Raw genomic sequence first — 17,633 nt, 5'->3', positions numbered from 1 at the left:
AAGTGGGCGTACTACCGGCGGGCTGGGTGACGACGTTGCTGGGGCGGTCGACGCCGTGGGGTGGGGTGCAGACGCCGCGGAGTCGCGGCGAGGTCCGGGCGACGATGCCGCCGGGCCGGGGCCGCGGCGTCGTCGCCCGCCCACGCCGGGCTGGGAGCGGGCTGGACCGGCCTGAGGAGGGGCCGGGTACCCTGAGATCAGGAGCAGTACCACCCCGTGCCCACCCCCTCGGAAGGAAACCCGGAGCCCCATGGCCGCACAGAAGAAGAACGTGGCTGCGTCCGCGTCGGAGGACGCCAGGGAGCGCGCCCGCCGGATCGCCGACCAGCAATCCCGCCGCTCCAACGGCAAGCCCACCGGCCTGATCATCGGCATCGTGGTGCTGGTGGTCGTGATCGCGCTGATCATCGGACTCGTGATCTGGCAGAACAACAAGGCCAAGATCCCTGACGCCGGGCCCGTGCCCGCGAGCTCCAACCAGTACGGCGGCATCACGCTCGCCAAGGACGGGATCAAGAAGAACACCTCGGACGTCCAGGAGCGCGACCTCTCCACGCTGCCCGCCGCCGAGGAGAGCCCGGACACCACCAAGACCCCGCTGGGGATCGTGGACGCGGACAAGGCCGCGAGCAACGGCAAGCCCGTGCAGCTCGTGATCTTCCAGGACTTCGAGTGCGTGCACTGCGCGGACTTCGAGAAGGAGAACGCGGACACCATCAAGAAGGCCGTGGACTCCGGGAAGGTGGAGGTCGAGTACCGCAACCTCAACTTCCTGGACAAGGCCACCGCGGACCAGTACTCCTCCCGCTCCGCGAACGCCGCGTACCTCGTGGCCGAGCAGGTCAGCACCGACCAGTACATGGAGTATGCCCAGGAGATCTTCACCCACCAGGGCAGCGGCGGGCTGAGCAACGAGCAGATCGCGGAGATCGCCAACAAGCACGGCGCGCACCTCACCGCGGACGACCTGGACGAGAACACCTACCGTCCCCTCGTGAACGTGGACGCCCGCGAGGCCGTGAACAACGGCGTGGCCGGCACCCCCACCATCTACGTGGACGGCAAGCGCTACGAGCAGGGCACCTTCTCAGACGTCCTGAACAAGGCCGTGAAGGCCAAGAAGTAGAGTCTGCGGCGGCGTCGCGGGGATTCCCGACGACGCCGCCCGCTCACCCCGGCGCGAAGAGCCCCGGTCGTCGTGGGCGGCCGGGGCTCTTGCGTGGGTTCACGTGGAGGTGGTGGCAGCGGGGCTCACCGGGTCTTTCGACCAGCAACGGCCAAGCGGTCAGCGGTCGTGTGTCCCTCGTGCCCGGTGTCCGCCCTGGTCGGATCGGAGCCCCCTGCCGGATTCGAACCGGCGACCCTCTGTTTACAAGACAGGGGCGCGGACAGACAGAACCCCCGGCTGACCTGCTGTTCCGCAGGATGCCGGGGGTTTCGTGTGTTCAGCGTGTTGCTCAGTGTGGCTCAATGTTGGTGTGTGCGTGTGCCCGGAACACACGGGGAACACACACGCTCAGGACGACCACTTGCCGTCCGGGAGGCGGTCACTGCCGACCATGACCCCGTCCGAGGAGTACACGGCCACGAGGTCGATGTTCTTCGCCTGCGGGGTGCCCGTGAGCTCCTGCACCTTGGACGCCAGGACGCCGGCCGCGTGGTTCTGGGTGGCACCCACCCCGGCGGGGGTAATCAGGTGGACGATGTAGTCGTCACCCTCCATGCCCTCAGACTCGATGATCGACACACCCTCGGCCGCGGGCGCTTCGGTGGGCGCCGGCGTTGCAGCTCCCGCAGTGTTCTCCGCGGGGGAGCCCTCAGAAACGGTGGGCGCGGTGGTCGGTTCTGCGGCCTCCGCCGCCGGGGCGGTCTCGGCAGCCTGGGGCTCCGTCGTGGTGGTCTCCAGGCTTGCCGTAGGGGTCTCGGCGAGCGGTATGGCGGTGACCGTGACGTGCGGGGCCGAGGTGAATGACTGGGTCTCCGGGTGCTCGATGAACAGGCGGTCGATGATCAACACCGCGCCAATCAGGGCAAGCAGCACCACCAAGGCGCTCAACACTTTGCGGAGAGGGGATGAAGAACTGTCCCGAGGGGACGGGGAGGGAGAGCTCATGGGGGGTGCTCCTAGGTAGGGGGCTCAGGTGAGCCGGTAGATGTCGAACCCGGTGCGCTCCCGGATCAGGATCGCCCGCGACCTGGACGCTGAGGGCCGGGAGGATTACACGAAGAGCCGCCGCACCAGGTGGGTGCCGGTGCCGGCCTTGCTGCTCCCAGACCTGGTGAAGGCCGCGGCACGCTCTGGTTCGGGCGGGTACATCTTCCCGGGGCCCACTGGCACTCGGTGGACGTCGGCGATGTGGCGGCGCCGCTGGGCTCGGGCCCGTACTGCGACAGGCTACCCGGACTTCGACACCCACGAGCTACGGCACACGGCGGCGTTGTGGGCGATCGCGTCCGGTGCGGATGTGAAGCTGGTGCAGCGGATGCTCGGCCACGCCTCAGCGGCGATGACCCTGGACACGTACGCGGAGCTCATGGAGGACCGGATGGGCGACGTCGCTGACCGGATGGGCGCGATGCTCGCAGGTGCCCCCAACACACGAGGGACACACAGCCGGTAGCCGCACATCCCTCGTGGTGGGCGTCTACCCTAGTCAGAGTGGAGCCCCCTGCCGGATTCGAACCGGCGACCCTCTGTTTACAAGACAGATGCTCTGGCCATCTGAGCTAAGGGGGCGCTCGGTCCCGGCCGCGGCGGCCGGGTGCCCCCCGGCCCGCGCCGTGCACGGGACCGCTTCATGATACTGGACGACCGGTCGCCGGGCGCGCACCCGCGCGGCACCGGGCGGGTGAGACCCCTCGGTGGCAGGTGCCACTGAGGCAGGCATAACTCACTATCCACGGGGGCCAAAACGTGGTTCGATGAGCGCATGGAAATCAAGGGACGTATGGCAGAAGCAATCACCGAGCAGATCACCATGGAGCTCCAGGCGAGCGTGGTCTACCGCCAGCTCTCCATCGAGATGGACGTGGCGAGCCTGCCCGGGTTCTCGCAGTGGTTCCGCGCCCAGGCCGCGGAAGAGGTCACCCACGCGGAGAAGTTCATCGCCCACGTGGTGGACCGCGGCGGCGACCCGAAGATCGGTTCCATGAGCGGTCCCACCCTGGAGGACACCTCCCCGCTGGGCTGCTTCCAGGCGGCTCTCGAGCACGAGCGCAAGGTCTCCGAGTCGATCCGCAACCTGTACCGGTTGGCCCAGGAGGAGGGCGACATCGACGCCATGCCCCTGCTGCACTGGTTCATCAGCGAGCAGATCGAGGAGGAGGCCAGCGTCGAGGAGATCGTCGACCAGGTCCGCCTGGTGCACAACGACGGCCCCGGCCTGCTGCGCCTCGACGCCGAGCTCGGTTCACGCAAGGTCGAGAACGACTGACACACCCCGCACCGACGACGACCGGCCCCGCTCTCGCGAGCGGGGCCGGTCGTTTCACCTCCGGAGGAGATCAGCGGAGAACGGCGGTCACTCCTGGGTGATCTCCACGTCCGCCTGCTCCCGGCGCCCGAAGGCCCAGAGCAGCAGCTCAGCGGGTTCGCCGCGCACGATCCGCACCTTGCGGGCGGACTTCTTGCCCCCGCGCACCGCGCCGAAACCGGCGGCGATCAGCACCACGGACTCGGGCTCCTTGCGTAGCAGCCCGGGACCCATCAGCTTCAGAGTGCTCCACAGTGCACGCTGCTCGTCGTTGAGCAGCTGACGCGCGTGCCACTGGGGCTGTGCGCGCCGGACGTCCTCGTGGTGGATGAAGAACTCACCCGTGTTCAACCGCTTGTCGATGGGCGACCACCGGCCGGGGGAGTGCAGCGGCGGACGCTCCACCAGGTTCACGAGCTCCTCCCACGGCAGCTCGCGGTACTCGGCGTCCACCGTCTCCGCGTGCTTGCCGAGCACCGGGAGCTTGGGGGAGAGCAGCCCCGGGATGGCGTCCGGGCGGGCGTCCCGCACGGCCAGGTGCACGGCGAGATCGCGGGTGACCCACCCCTCGCACAGCGTGGGGGCATCCGGGCCCACGCGTCGCAGCAGGGCCGCGAGGTGACGGCGTTCGACGTTGGCAAAGTTGGTCACGACAGCATCCGATCTGTGGGGGTGGCCGGTCACGTCAACCGTAGACGCGCCCGGTGGTGATTGCCACCGGTCCGACGTCCCGGCCGTCACGGCGCCGGGACGTCCGGCGGCGTCGTCGTCGGCTGCTCGGGCGGGGCGTCCGCGCCGTCCGAGAACTGCGCGCGGTAGAGCCGGGCGTACGCGCCGTCCCGGGCGATGAGCTCCGCGTGCGAGCCCTGCTCCACGATCCGCCCCGCCTCCATGACGACGATCGTGTCCGCGTCCCGGATGGTTGAGAGCCGGTGGGCGATCACGAAGGACGTCCGGTTCTCGCGCAGGGCGGCCATGGCCTTCTGGACGAGCAGCTCCGTGCGGGTGTCCACCGCGGAGGTGGCCTCGTCCAGGATCAGCAGGGAGGGCTGGGAGAGGAACGCACGGGCGATCGTGATGAGCTGCTTCTCGCCGGCGGAGACCGAGGTCTCGTCCTCGGTGAGCACGGTGTCGTAGCCCTCCGGCAGGGCCCGCACGAAGCGGTCCACGTAGGTGGCCTTCGCCGCGGCCACGACCTCCTCGTCCGTGGCGTCCTGGCGGCCGAAGCGGATGTTCTCCATGATGCTGCCGGTGAACAGCCAGGCGTCCTGCAGCACCATGCCCACCTGGGAACGGAGATCGTCCCGGGCGAGGTCCCGGATGTCGATGCCGTCCAGGAGGATGCGCCCGGCGTCGATCTCGTAGAAGCGCAGCACCAGGTTCACGAGCGTGGTCTTGCCCGCGCCCGTGGGCCCCACGATGGCCACTGTGCGCCCGGGGGAGGCATGGAGCGAGAGGTCCTCGATCATGGGCGGCTCGCCCGCGGCCAGTCCGGTCTTGTCGTAGGAAAAGTCCACGTGCTCGAAGCGCACCTCGCCGCGCAGCCGCTCCGGCAGCCGCGCGGTGGGCGTCTCGGGCTCCTGCTCCGGGGCGTCGAGAAGCTCGAACGTGCGCTCGGCGGAGGCGATGCCGGACTGCAGCTGGTTGGCCATGCCGGCGATCTGGGACAGCGGCTGCGTGAACTCGCGGGAGTACTGGATGAACGCGGTGGCGTCACCGAGCGTGAGCTGTCCGGAGGCCACGCGCAGACCGCCGAGCACCGCGATCCCCACGTAGGAGAGGTAGGAGATGAACTGCATCACCGGCATGATCGTCCCGGAGAGGAACTGCGCTCCGAACGCGGCGCGGTAGAGGTCCTCGTTGCGCTCGTCGAAGCGTGCCTGCATCTGCCGTTCCCGTCCGTAGGCGTGCACGAGCTCGTGGCCGGAGAAGGACTCCTCGATGTGGCCGTTGAGCGCGCCCGTGGCCTTCCACTGGCGGGTGAACATCTTCTGGGAGCGCGAGCCGATCACGCCGGCGGCCACCGCGGACAGCGGCAGGGCCAGCAGTGCCACGAGGGCGAGCTGCCACGAGACCGCGAACATCATCACCACGATGCCCAGCACCGTGAGCACGCTCTGCACGAGCTGCGCGAAGGTCTGCTGCAGGGCGGTCTGGATGTTGTCGACGTCGTTGGTCACGCGGGACATCACGTCCCCGCGTTGGCGGGTGTCGAAGTAGCTCAGGGGCAAGGCGTTGAGCTTGCGCTCGATCTCCGCGCGCAGGTCGTAGACGACCCGCATGACCACGCGGTTGAGCACGTAGCCCTGCAGCCACATCAGGGCGGAGGCCAGCAGGTACATGGCGAGCACCACGAGGATCAGGGTCCCCAGTCGCTGGAAGTCCACGCCCTGGCCGGGCACGAGGTCCATGCGGGAGACCATGTCCGCGTACGTGTCCTGGCCCTGGGAGCGCAGCATGGCCTCTGCCTGGCGCTGGTCCGTGCCGGCGGGCAGGGAGCGGGCGACGACGCCGGCGAAGATCACGTCCGTGGCGCGGCCGAGCACGCGCGGGGCGAAGACGCCGAGCAGCACCGAGCCCACCACGGAGCCCACCACCACGGCGAGTGCCGCGCGGTGGGGCGAGAGCAGTCCGAGCAGGCGCAGGGCCGAGGACCAGAACTTCTGCGGCTTCGCGGCCGGCTGGGGGGTCTCGCTCACAGGTCGCCTCCGGTGCTCTGCTCCGCCGTGAGCTGGGAGCTCACGATCTCGCGGTAGGTGGGGCTGGTCTCCAGCAGCTCGTCGTGGCTGCCGCGGGCCGTGATGCGCCCGTGTTCAAGGACCAGGATGAGGTCCGCGTCCGCGATGGTGGACACGCGCTGGGCGACGGTGACCACGGTGGCGTCCCGGGTGACCGGGCGCAGGGCCGCGCGCAGGGCGGCGTCCGTGGCGACGTCCAGGGCGGAGAAGGAGTCGTCGAAGACGTACACGCGGGGGCGGGCCACGATCGCGCGGGCGATGCTCAGCCGCTGGCGCTGACCGCCGGAGACGTTGGTGCTGCCCTGGGCCACGGAGGACTCCAGGCCGTGCGGCATGGCGCGCACGAAGTCCTCGGCCTGGGCCACCCGCAGGGCCTCCCAGAGTTCCTCGTCCGTGGCGTCCTCGCGGCCGAAGCGCAGGTTCTCCGCAACGGTCCCCGAGAACAGGAACGCCTTCTGCGGCACGAGCCCCACGCGGCCGGCGAGGTCCTCGGGCGCGTAGTCCGGCAGGGCGACGTCGTCGAGCAGCACCCGCCCGGCCACGGGATCGAACAGCCGGGGGATCAGGCTCACGAGGGTGGTCTTGCCGGAGCCCGTGGCTCCCACCACGGCCACGGTGGTGCCGGGCTCCGCGGCGAAGTCGATCTGGTCGAGCACCGGCTCCTCGGCGCCGGGGTAGCGGAAGCAGACGCCGTCGAAGCGCAGCCTGCCCCGGGGCTCCGGCGCCGTGGCCGGGTGCTGCGGCGGGTGGATGCTGGGTTCGGTGTCCAGGACCTCGCAGATGCGCTCGGCGCACACGATGGCGCGCGGGACCATCATGAACATGAAGCTGGCCATCATCACGGAGGTCAGGATCTGCAGCATGTACTGCAGGAAGGCGGTCAGCGCACCGATCTGGATCAGGCCCTGGTCCACGCGGTGGCCACCGAACCACAGGACGGCCGCGGTGGCGCCGTGCATGATCATGTTGACCACGGGGAACATCAGCACGAACAGGGCGCCGATCCGCAGCGAGATCTCCGTGAGGTCCTGGTTGGCGCGGCGGAAGCGCTGGGTCTCGAACGGCTCCTTCACGAAGGCCCGGATCACCCGGATGCCGGTGATCTGCTCGCGCAGCACCCCGTTGATGCCGTCCAGGCGCTCCTGCATGGTGCGGAACCACGGCATCAGCTTGGCCATGAGCACGCCGAGCAGCACCCCCATGACCGGGATGGAGACCCACACGAGCCAGGACAGCCCGGCGTCCTCGCGCAGGGCCATCACGATCCCGCCGATGCACATGATGGGCGCCATGACCATGAAGTTCAGGGTCATCAGTGTGAGCATCTGGATCTGCTGGACGTCGTTGGTGTTGCGGGTGATCAGCGAGGGCGCTCCGAAGGCGCCGACCTCGCGGGCACTGAACGCGCCGACCCGGCGGTAGACGTCCCGGCGCAGGTCCCGGCCCACGCCCATGGCCGTGCGTGCCCCGCACCACACGGCGGCGACGGCGGTGACGATCTGGCCCAGCGCGACCGCCAGCATGAGGGCGCCGGTGCGCCAGATGAAGTCCGTATCCCCGCGGGCCACGCCGTCGTCGATGATCCGGGCGTTGAGGCTCGGAAGGAAGAGGGTGGCTATGGTGGAGAGCAGCTGGAACACCAGGACACCCACGACCCACGGAAGGTAGGGGCGGGTGGAGGTGCGGAGCAGACGCAACAGCGACATAGAGGAGGATCCTGACGCGGGGCGCCGACGGCGCGAGGGCTGGTCCGGCCAATATATGCGCGCCCGGAGACACGGTGGGACCACTCGCCCCGGTGAATGTGGGGTAGGGGCTGGTAAAACCACATAAACAGACATAAGCTCACATTTAGAGGGGATGTCACCGCCGTCACCCCCGTCCGTGAGGTGAAGATGTTCGCAGCAGAGCGCCACGAGGAGATCGCCCGGACCGTGGTCCGCGAGCGACGCGTGAGCGGTGCCGAGCTCGCCCGCCGGCTCGAGGTCACCATGGAGACCGTCCGCCGGGACCTCGCGGTCCTGGAGTCCGAGGGCAGGTTGCGCCGCGTGCACGGCGGGGCAGTGTCCGTGGACCAGTCCACGAGCGGTGAGCAGGGCATGGACTCCCGCCAGCGCCTGGCCGCGGTGGAGAAGCGAAGCATCGCGCGCAGGGCCCTGGAGCTGCTCGAGCAGGCCGGTGCCGGTGCCGTGGTGCTGGACGCGGGAACCACGGTCGAGGCGCTCGCGGAGCTGCTGCTCTCCCGTGACAACCACCTGGCCGGTGGCCAGGAGCAGCTGATCATCACCCACGCGCTACACATCGCCGCGAAGCTCTCGGAGGCCGAGGGCGTGGGTCTGGAGCTCGTGGGCGGGCGCATCCGCAAGCTCACCTCCGCCGCCACCGGCTCCCGGGCCGTCCAGCACTACGACCAGCTGCGCCCCGACCTCGCGTTCGTGGGCTGCAACGGGGCCCACGCACAGTTCGGCCTGTCCACCCCGGACCCCATCGAGGCCGTGGTCAAGGCGGCGATCGTGCGGGCCGCGCGGCGCGTGGTGGTCCTGTGCGACGCCAGCAAGCAGGACCAGGAGACGCTCACCCGGTTCTGCTCCCTCGAAGAGATCGACACGTTCATCACGGGCCGGGCCCCCGTGGGGGACCTGGCCCGAGCCCTCGAAGACGCCGATGTGGAAGTGGTCCTCGCATGATCATCACCGTGACCCTCAACCCCTCCGTGGACCGCACGGTGGACCTCTCGCAGCCGCTGCAGCGGGGGGAGGTGCAGCGCGCGAGCGGGACCCGCCAGGATCCCGGCGGCAAGGGCGTGAACATCTCCCGGGCGCTGGCGGCCAGCGGCGAGGAGACCGTGGCGCTCGCACCGGGCGACTCCTCGGACCCGCTGTTCACCGGCCTCGACGCCGCGGGCGTGCGCTACGAGAACGTGCCGATCGGTGCGGCCATCCGCTCGAACATCACCATCACCGAGCCGGATGGCACCACCACCAAGATCAACGAGCCGGGCCCCCCGGTCGACGAGGACACCGTGGAGCGGATCGTGGAGCGGATCGTGCGCCGCGGCCCGGGTGCCTCGTGGCTCGTGTGCGCCGGTTCCGTGCCTCCCGGTCCTGCCCCGGACGTCTACGCGGTCCTCGCGGCACGCGTGAAGGGCGCCCTGGGTGCCGCCGCACCCCTGCTGGCCCTGGACACCTCCGGCGCTCCGCTCTTCGAGGCGCTGGCCCCGGGGTTGCCGGTGCTTCCGGACGTCATCAAGCCCAACGGCTTCGAGCTGGCGGAGTCCCTCGGACGCACCGACGGCGCGGCCTTCGAGGCCGATCCGAAGGCCGCCGCCGAGGCCGCGCGCGAGCTTGTGGCCCGCGGCGTGGGCGCGGTGCTGTGCACACTGGGTGGCAACGGCGCCGTGCTCGTGACCGCCGAGGGCGCGTGGCACGCCGTCCACGAGCCCGTCACCGTCCGCTCCACCGTGGGTGCGGGGGACAGCGCACTGACCGGCTACCTCGTGGCCTCCCAGCGCGGCGACTCCCCGAGCGAGTGCCTGCGCCAGGCGGTCGCCCACGGTTCCGCCGCGGCGTCGCTGCCCGGCACGCAGATGCCCACCGTGGCCCAGACGCGGCCGGAGGCCGTGCACGTCACGGACCTCAGTCTGCCGCCGCTCGCCCTCGCCGCGGGGAGCGCAGCTGACGACGCCGCGGCGTCGTCCCCGGCGGGCCCGGCCACCGCGCCGCAGGCGCACGAGCCCGCGGCAGCTGCCGCACCCACCAGCCCGCGGACCGCCGGAGACCCCTCCGGACCCGCCCCCACAGACCCCCGATCCTGACCACACCAGCGCGCCCCACGGGACGCAGCCAAGGAGCCTGACATGTCAGATCTCATCAACCCCGGACTGGTCCTGCTGGACCGGGACCTGGGCGGATCCACGGACAGCGTGATCCGTGCCCTCGCGGCGACCGTCCACGCGGAGGGGCGTGCGCGGGACACGGATTCCCTGGCCGCGGATGCCCTGGCCCGCGAGGCCAAGAACGCCACGGGCATCCCCGGTGGCATCGGGATCCCGCACTGCCGCTCGGAGGCGGTGACCGAGGCGACCCTGGTGATGGCCCGGCTCGCCCGGGCCGTGGACTTCGGAGCCAAGGACGGCCCCGCGGACATCGTGTTCTTCATCGCGGCACCCGCCGGCGCGGACCAGGAGCACCTCAAGCTGCTCTCCAAGCTGGCCCGCTCGCTCATGAAGAAGCCCTTCGTGGCCTCGTTGCGCGCCGCGCAGACGCCGCAGGAGGTCGTGGACATCGTGGACCGCGCCCTCGGACTCGCACCCCCGGCCGAGGAGGCCTCGGCGGACACCACCGCGAGCACCGCCGGATCCGGCGACGCCGCGGGGTCCGCGGGATCCACCGCCGCCGGCACCGCGCAGGCGGGGGCCGGTGCCGCTGCCGGAACCGGTGCTGCTGCCGGAGTTGCCGGAGCAGGCGCGGCGGCCGGGACGGCGGCGTCGGCGGGAGAGACCGCCACGACCGCCGTGCCGGACACCGCCGCGGCCGCGTCCGGCACGCGCCGACTCGTGGCCGTGACCGCGTGCCCCACCGGCATCGCCCACACCTACATGGCCGCGGACGCCCTGACGAACACGGCCGAGGAGATGGGCGTGGACCTGCAGGTCGAGACGCAGGGCTCCTCCGGGGCCACGCGGCTGGACCCCAAGGTCATCGCCGACGCCGAGGCCGTCATCTTCGCCACGGACGTGGACGTGCGGGACCGCTCCCGCTTCGCCGGTCTGCCGTACATCGCCTCCGCGGTCAAGCGCGGCATCGACGAGCCGCGGGAGATGATCCAGGAGGCCATCGCGGCCGCGGACGACCCGCGTGCGCCGCAGGTCATCGGGGACGGCTCCCAGGCGGATGCCGGGATGACCGGCAGCGAGGGGTGGGGCACCCGGATCCGCAAGGCCGTGATGACGGGCGTGAGCTACATGATCCCGTTCGTGGCCGCGGGTGGTCTGCTCATGGCCATCGCGTTCATCATCGCGGACCCCGTGCGCGTGGCGCAGCAGGCGGATGACATCCTGGGCACCGTGACCCTCGGCAACCTCGGGGACGTCTCCCTGTCCATGTACCTGGGCGCGGTGCTGTTCAAGATCGGCAACCTCTCCATGAGCCTGCTGGTCCCGGCGCTCGCGGGCTACATCGCCTACGGGCTCGCGGACCGGCCGGGCATCGCCCCCGGCTTCACCGCCGGCCTCGTTGCCAATTTCATGGGTGCGGGCTTCATCGGCGGCATCGTGGGCGGTCTGCTGGCCGGGCTGTGCGCGTACTGGCTGACCCTGCCCAAGCTGCCCCGCTGGCTCGGCTCGCTGATGCCCGTGGTGATCATCCCGTTGCTGGCCTCGCTCTTCGCGGGCGGTCTGCTGCTGCTGTTCATCGGCGGTCCCATCGCGGCGTTCATGACGTGGCTGACCGGGCTGCTCTCCGGAATGAGCGGCGCGTCCGCCGTGGCCCTGGGCGCGGTGCTCGGCCTCATGATGTGCTCCGACCTGGGCGGGCCCATCAACAAGGTGGCCTACTCGTTCGCGGTGGCCGGCCTCGGCGCCGCGACCGCGACCAACACCGCCCCGCAGGAGATCATGGCCGCGGTCATCGCCTCCGGCATGGTGGCCCCGCTGGGCCTGGCCCTGGCCTCCACGGTCCTGGGCCGCAAGTACTTCACCGCTGCGGAGCGTGAGAACGGGAAGACCTCGTGGCTGCTGGGGGCGTCCTTCATCTCGGAGGGTGCCATCCCGTTCGCCGCGGCGGACCCGCTGCGCGTGATCCCCTCGACCATGCTGGGCGGCGCCGTGACCGGTGCCCTGTGCATGGCGTTCGGTGTCACCTCCGCCGCCCCGCACGGCGGCATCTGGATCCTGCCGGTCATCGGCAACCCGCTGGCGTTCGTGGCGTCGATCCTGGTGGGCACCGTGGTCACCGGCGTGGTGGTGACGCTCCTCAAGCGCGTGGGCAACGTGAAGCAGCACGTGGCGGACGTTCCCGGCGTGCCGCAGACCAAGCAGACGGTGGAGGCGTGAGCACAGTGAGCGAGAACACCGTGAAGACCGAGGCCGGCGCGCGCGACGAGCTGCACGGCGTGGGCGTGAGCCCGGGGCGCGTGATCGCGCCGCTGGTGCACATGGCCCCCGCCGTCAGCGAGCCCCCTGAGGGCGATCCCCTCGAGGGCGACCCCGAGGCCGCGACCGACCGGCTCAAGGCCGCCGCGCTCGCCGTCAAGGCCGGGCTCAAGGAGCGCGCCGCCAGGGCACGGTCCGAGTCCGCGGCGGAGGTCCTCAAGGCCACCGCGCTGATGGCCGGTGACAAGGCGCTCGTGAAGAACGCGGGCAAGCTCGTCACGGAGCAGGGGCTCAGCCCCGAGCGCGCCCTGTGGCAGGCCGCCACCGCCTACGCGGACCAGATGCGCGCGATGGGCGGCTACATGGCCGAGCGCGCGGCGGACATCGAGGACGTCCGGGCGCGCATCGTCGCCGAGCTGCGCGGCGAGGACGCGCCGGGCGTGCCGCAGCGCCGCGAGCCGTTCGTGCTGGCCGCCGAGGACCTCGCGCCCGCGGACACCGCGGTGCTCGACCCGGACGTCGTGATCGCCCTGGTCACGCAGTCCGGTGGCCCGCAGTCCCACACGGCCATCCTGGCCCGCAACCTGGGGCTGCCGGCGGTCGTCGCGGTCGACGGCGTGCTGGACGTGGCCGGCGGGGCCTCCGTCTTCGTGGACGGGGCCACGGGCACCGTGGTCGTGGCGCCGGGCGACGCCGAGCGGGACGCCGTGCTCGCGTGGCAGCGCGCCTCCGAGCAGCTCGCGTCCTTCGACGGCGGCGGCGTCCTCTCCGACGGCACGGCCGTCCCGCTGCTCGCCAACGTGGGCACCGGCGACGACGCCCGGGCCGCCGCGGAGGCCGGTGCCGAGGGCGTGGGCCTGCTGCGCACCGAGTTCTGCTTCCTGGGCCGGGACAGCGAACCGACCGTGGACGAGCAGGCGGACGCCTACGCCGAGGTCTTCGAGGCGTTCCCCGGTCGCAAGGTCGTGGTGCGCACGCTCGACGCCGGCGCGGACAAGCCCCTGCCGTTCCTCACGGACGCCACGGAGCCGAACCCGGCCCTGGGCGTGCGCGGCTACCGCACCGACTGGACCACCCCGGGCGTGCTCGAGCGCCAGCTCGAGGCGATCGGAGTGGCGCAGCAGCGCAGCACCGCCGAGGTGTGGGTCATGGCACCGATGATCGCGACCGTCGAGGAGGCCGCGCGCTTCCACGACCTCGTGGTGGCCGCCGGGCTGCGGGTCGGCGGCGTCATGGTCGAGACCCCCGCCGCAGCGATCACCGCCGAGCAGATCCTGGAGCGCGTGGACTTCGTGTCCCTGGGCACCAACGACCTCACCCAGTACACGATGGCCGCGGACCGCATGCTGGGCTCCCTCGCGGAGCTCAACTCGCCCTGGCAGCCGGCTGTGCTGCGCATGATCCGGGCCACGGCCCAGGGCGCCGCGGCGGCCACCGAGCTCGGGGGCGCGCACAAGCACGTGGGCGTGTGCGGCGAGGCCGCCGCGGACCCGGCGCTCGCCGTCGTCCTCGTGGGACTCGGGGTGGACACGCTGTCCATGAGCCCGCGGTCCCTCGCGGCCGTCGCGGCCGTGCTGCGCGGGGTGGACCTCGCCGAGGCACGCCGCCTGGCCGAGCTCGCCGTGCACGCCACGAGCGCCCACGAGGCGAAGGACACGGTGCGGGCCCAGCTGCCCGTGCTGGCCGAACTGGGGCTGTGACCCCGGCGGGACCACCGTCCTGCGACGGGTCGGCGGCACCGCACCAGACCGACCACCGATGCACGACGAACAAGGAGCTGACAATGACCGAACGCACTGCGACCGTGGCCTCCCGAGTGGGCCTGCACGCGCGACCCGCGGCGATCTTCGCCGAGGCCGCCGGGGAGTACGAGAACCTGGAGATTACCATCCGCTCGGAGGGTGAGGATGCCGAGGAGGGCATGGACGCCTCGTCCGTGCTGTCCCTGATGTCCCTGGGGGCCTCCCACGGGGACAAGGTCGTCCTCGCGGCCGAGGGCGACGGCGCCGAGGAGGCGCTCGAGCACCTGGCCGGGATCATCGAGACGGACCTCGACGCCGAGTGATCCGCCCCGCACACCGGTGAGGCCGGGCACCCGTCACGGGGGCCCGGCCTCGTCCGTGCGGGGGTAGCCTGACCGGCATGGTTCGTTCACTGATCATCTCCGGTCTCGCCGCGGCGACCCTTTTCGCGGTTCTCGCCGCGGTTCTCGGCCCGTGGGGCTGGTGGATCCTCGCGGCGGTGCTGCTCGCCCTGCTGCTCGTGGGCATCGCCGACGCCACGCAGCGCCGGCACTCGATCCTGCGCAACTTCCCCGTGCTGGGGCACATGCGCTTCATGCTCGAGAAGATCCGACCCGAGATCCAGCAGTACTTCATCGAGCGCAACTGGGACGGCAGGCCGTTCGACCGCGATCAGCGCTCGCTCGTGTACTCCCGGGCCAAGGGCTTCAAGGGGGACAAGGCCTTCGGCACCGAGCTGGACGTCAACGCGCCCGGCTACGAGTACTTCGTGCAGTCCATCGCGCCCAAGGCGGCGCCGGAGGACGAGCACCGCGTGCGCCTGGGTGGCCCGGACTGCACCCGGCCCTACGACGCCTCCCTGCTCAACATCTCCTCCATGAGCTTCGGCTCGCTGTCCAAGAACGCGGTGCTCGCCATGAACAAGGGTGCGGCGCTGGGCGGCTTCGCGCAGGAGACCGGCGAAGGCGGGCTCACGAAGTACCACCTCGCGCACGACGCGGACATCTTCTGGGAGTTCGGCTCCGGCTACTTCGGCACGCGGGACGCGGACGGCAACTTCGATCCGGAGGTCTTCCGCAAGAAGGCCACCCTGCCGCAGGTCAAGGCCATCAACATCAAGCTCTCGCAGGGTGCGAAGCCCGGCCTGGGCGGCGTGCTCCCCGGGGCCAAGGTGACCGAGGAGATCGCCGAGGCGCGCGGCGTGCCCGTGGGCCAGACGTGCATCTCCCCGGCGAGCCACTCCGCGTTCACCACCCCGCGCGAGCTCGTGCGCTTCATCGCCGAGCTGCGGGAGCTCTCGGACCGCAAGCCCATCGGCTTCAAGCTGTGCGTGGGCTCTCGCGTGGAGGTCCTGGCCATGTGCAAGGCCATGATTGAGGAGGGCGTGACCCCGGACTTCATCATCGTGGACGGCTCCGAGGGTGGCACCGGCGCTGCTCCGCTGGAGTACCAGGACCACGTGGGCACCCCGCTCGTGGAGGGGCTGATCCTGATGCACAACGCCCTCGTGGGCTCGGGGCTGCGGGACCGCATCAAGCTCGGCTGCGCGGGCAAGATCACGTCCGGCCACGACATCGTGCGCCACATCATCCAGGGCGCAGACTTCTGCATGAGCGCCCGCGCGATGATGATGGCGGTGGGCTGCATCCAGGCCCAGGCGTGCCACACGAACAAGTGCCCGGTGGGCGTGACCACCCAGAACCCTCGGCTCTACAAGGCCCTGGACGTGGCGGACAAGGGTGAGCGCGTGGAGCGCTACCACCGCCTCACCGTGCAGGAGGCCGGGCAGATCATCTCCACGATGGGCTGCGAACACCCCGAGGAGCTCACGCGCGAGATGCTGCGCCGCAAGGTCACGGCCACGCAGAGCATCTCCTACGAGTCCCTCTACCGCTGGCTGCAGCCCGGCGAGCTCTTCGACGGGGTGGAGGGCGGCTGGGGTGAGGACTGGCGCTTCGCGGACCCGGACCGTTTCACCGCGGGGCACCCGGGCAAGTACGTTTTCCACGACCGCAGCCCCCTGAGCCCCGGCGGGGTCGTTCCGGAGGCGGACCGGGCACCCGAGCTGGTCACGGCGGGGCGGAAGGCCGGCAACGACGCAGCCGCCCCCGGCACCCGGGCGGGCACGGCGGCGTCGGCAGCGGGTTACGACGACGCCGCGCAGCCCGCTCCTGCGGCCTCCGGCCGTCCCGAGGGCCGCCCCGGCACGGAGGCCGGCGCGCAGCACACCACGCAGGATCCCGCCCCGGAGTCCGAGACCGACCACGTGGACCCGGCGGACGGCGCCACGGGCCGCGACCCGGGCCTCGCCTGAGGTCGGAGATAGCATGTGAGGCGACGGCGTTGCCCAGCGGCGCCGCGCACGGTCAGAGCACGCCCGCGGTACAGGATTGAGAGACCCTTGCGAGAATTCACGGCACGTTTTGCGACCGGCCAGGAAATGGCCGAGTGGGACTCCCACGTCACGGCCAACCCCTCCGGCGGCAACCTGCTCCAGTCGGAGGCGTTCGCCGAGGTCAAGAAGGACCACGGCTGGAAGCCGGTCCACGTGGTCTACGAGCCCACCGACGGCTCGCAGCCCAGCTACAACCTGGTGCTGGAGAAGTCCGTGCGGGCGCTGGGCAAGCTCTGGTACATGATCAAGGGCCCGGACGTGGAGAGCGTGGACGACATGCCGGGCATCGTGGCCGCGAACGAGCGCTTCGTGGCCGGCGCCGCCCACGGCGTGTTCGCCATCAAGTACGAGCCGGAGATCCTCGCCTCGGACTACGCGAGCGGTGTGCTTGCCCGCTGCGGCCTGGTGAAGTCCTTCCAGATCCAGCCCAACGACTCCACCGCCGTGCTGGACACGGACATGGACGAGAAGGCCCTGCTGAAGTCCCTGCATTCCCGCGGGCGCAACGCGGTGCGCCGCGCCATGCGCGAGGGCTGCGAGGTGGAGCAGGTGCCGCTCACCGAGGAGAACATGCGCGCCATGTACGCGCTGATGGACTCCGTGGGCCAGGGCAACGCGAAGGTCAACCTGCGCTCCTACGAGTACTACAGGGCGTTCTGGAACAACTTCGCGGACCGCGGTCAGGGCCGCCTGTACTTCACGTACGAGGACGGCAAGCCCTCGGTGGGTGCTTACGTGATCGCGTACGGGAACAAGGGAACCTACAAGGACGGCGGCTCCAAGCCCCGCCGCCGCCAGTACGGCGACTCCCACCTGGTGCAGTGGAGCGCGATCACGGACCTGAAGCAGGACCACGGGATCGTCCAGTACGACTTCTGCGGCACCCCGCCCTCGGACCAGCTCAAGAACAAGGAGCACCACTACTACGGTCTGGGCCTGTTCAAGACGAGCTTCACGAAGACTGTCGTGGACTACGTAGGAGTTTGGGACCAGCCGCTCAGCCGGGCGAAATACGCTGTGTGGACGAACCTGGCGGAGAAGGTCCAGCGCCAGCTCTGGGTGCGCCGCACGGGCCAGCCGTTCTACTGAGCGGCGGCGGTCCCGCGCGGACACCCCGCCACCACGGCGCGCTCGCGGTGCCACCGCGGGCGCGTCACCGTATAAGAGTCCAGCAGTGCCTGCGGGGGCAGGGGA

General features: G+C 70.9%; 14 protein-coding genes and 1 tRNA gene. 10 read left to right on the top strand and 5 right to left on the bottom strand.

The window, feature by feature from the left end; translation table 11 throughout:
• Positions 1–250: 250 nt before the first annotated feature.
• Entirely contained in the window at positions 251–1,126 is an 876-nt protein-coding gene (locus KVA01_RS02950) for a DsbA family protein (RefSeq protein WP_141268860.1), read from the top strand.
• A 390-nt stretch (positions 1,127–1,516) separates the two neighbouring features.
• On the opposite strand, the gene KVA01_RS02945 is transcribed toward KVA01_RS02950, so the two are convergent.
• Complete coding sequence (locus KVA01_RS02945) at positions 1,517–2,056, bottom strand: hypothetical protein (RefSeq protein WP_141268858.1); 540 nt, start codon at positions 2,054–2,056, stop codon at positions 1,517–1,519.
• Positions 2,057–2,153: 97 nt separating this feature from the next.
• On the opposite strand from KVA01_RS02945, the gene KVA01_RS02940 reads away from it, so the two are divergent.
• The gene (locus tag KVA01_RS02940) at positions 2,154–2,621 is read left to right on the top strand and encodes a tyrosine-type recombinase/integrase (protein WP_141268856.1); all 468 of its coding nucleotides are present in this window, start codon (positions 2,154–2,156) and stop codon (positions 2,619–2,621) included.
• A gap of 39 nt (positions 2,622–2,660) precedes the next feature.
• Here the strand turns inward: KVA01_RS02940 and KVA01_RS02935 are convergent.
• Positions 2,661–2,737 (bottom strand) — tRNA-Thr (locus KVA01_RS02935).
• Between the two features lie 193 nt (positions 2,738–2,930).
• On the opposite strand from KVA01_RS02935, the gene KVA01_RS02930 reads away from it, so the two are divergent.
• A complete protein-coding gene (locus tag KVA01_RS02930) occupies positions 2,931–3,434 on the top strand; it encodes a ferritin (RefSeq protein WP_068469900.1) in 504 nt (167 codons plus the stop codon).
• 87 nt (positions 3,435–3,521) lie between these two features.
• Here KVA01_RS02930 and KVA01_RS02925 read toward each other — a convergent pair whose 3' ends face one another.
• The 3 genes from KVA01_RS02925 to KVA01_RS02915 form a co-directional block, all read right to left on the bottom strand.
• Positions 3,522–4,124: a TIGR03085 family metal-binding protein gene (locus KVA01_RS02925; protein ID WP_068469901.1), complete on the bottom strand. Its 603-nt coding sequence runs from the start codon at positions 4,122–4,124 to the stop codon at positions 3,522–3,524.
• Between the two features lie 86 nt (positions 4,125–4,210).
• Positions 4,211–6,172 (bottom strand): ABC transporter ATP-binding protein, encoded by a 1,962-nt coding sequence (locus KVA01_RS02920; protein WP_068469903.1) that lies wholly within the window; start codon positions 6,170–6,172, stop codon positions 4,211–4,213.
• Positions 6,169–7,917 (bottom strand): ABC transporter ATP-binding protein, encoded by a 1,749-nt coding sequence (locus KVA01_RS02915; protein WP_141268854.1) that lies wholly within the window; start codon positions 7,915–7,917, stop codon positions 6,169–6,171. Before KVA01_RS02915 ends, KVA01_RS02920 begins: the two co-directional genes overlap by 4 nt.
• 189 nt (positions 7,918–8,106) lie before the next feature.
• Between KVA01_RS02915 and KVA01_RS02910 the strand changes: the two genes are divergently transcribed.
• The 7 genes from KVA01_RS02910 (at position 8,107) to KVA01_RS02880 (ending at position 17,528) form a co-directional block, all read left to right on the top strand.
• Positions 8,107–8,898 carry a DeoR/GlpR family DNA-binding transcription regulator gene (locus tag KVA01_RS02910; RefSeq protein ID WP_141268852.1) on the top strand — a complete coding sequence of 264 codons (792 nt, stop codon included), beginning with the start codon at positions 8,107–8,109 and terminating at the stop codon, positions 8,896–8,898.
• Positions 8,895–10,025 (top strand): 1-phosphofructokinase family hexose kinase, encoded by a 1,131-nt coding sequence (locus KVA01_RS02905; RefSeq protein ID WP_068469910.1) that lies wholly within the window; start codon positions 8,895–8,897, stop codon positions 10,023–10,025. Before KVA01_RS02910 ends, KVA01_RS02905 begins: the two co-directional genes overlap by 4 nt.
• Before the next feature lie 42 nt (positions 10,026–10,067).
• On the top strand, positions 10,068–12,263 hold the full coding sequence (locus tag KVA01_RS02900) for a PTS fructose transporter subunit IIABC (protein ID WP_068469912.1): 2,196 nt from the start codon (positions 10,068–10,070) through the stop codon (positions 12,261–12,263).
• A gap of 5 nt (positions 12,264–12,268) precedes the next feature.
• Positions 12,269–14,002, top strand: coding sequence for a phosphoenolpyruvate--protein phosphotransferase (gene ptsP, locus KVA01_RS02895; RefSeq protein WP_267899920.1), 1,734 nt, complete (start codon positions 12,269–12,271; stop codon positions 14,000–14,002).
• An 83-nt stretch (positions 14,003–14,085) separates the two neighbouring features.
• Complete coding sequence (locus KVA01_RS02890) at positions 14,086–14,367, top strand: HPr family phosphocarrier protein (RefSeq protein ID WP_068469914.1); 282 nt, start codon at positions 14,086–14,088, stop codon at positions 14,365–14,367.
• Between the two features lie 77 nt (positions 14,368–14,444).
• A complete protein-coding gene (locus KVA01_RS02885; protein ID WP_141268850.1) occupies positions 14,445–16,358 on the top strand; it encodes an FMN-binding glutamate synthase family protein in 1,914 nt (637 codons plus the stop codon).
• A gap of 87 nt (positions 16,359–16,445) precedes the next feature.
• Positions 16,446–17,528: a lipid II:glycine glycyltransferase FemX gene (locus tag KVA01_RS02880; RefSeq protein ID WP_068469918.1), complete on the top strand. Its 1,083-nt coding sequence runs from the start codon at positions 16,446–16,448 to the stop codon at positions 17,526–17,528.
• Positions 17,529–17,633: the final 105 nt, after the last annotated feature.

Origin of the sequence: Kocuria varians, from assembly GCF_006539885.1 — a bacterium.
Classification (GTDB): domain Bacteria; phylum Actinomycetota; class Actinomycetes; order Actinomycetales; family Micrococcaceae; genus Kocuria; species Kocuria varians.
Note: the sequence above shows the minus strand (reverse complement) of the source record. Positions and strands in the feature narration are given on the sequence as shown.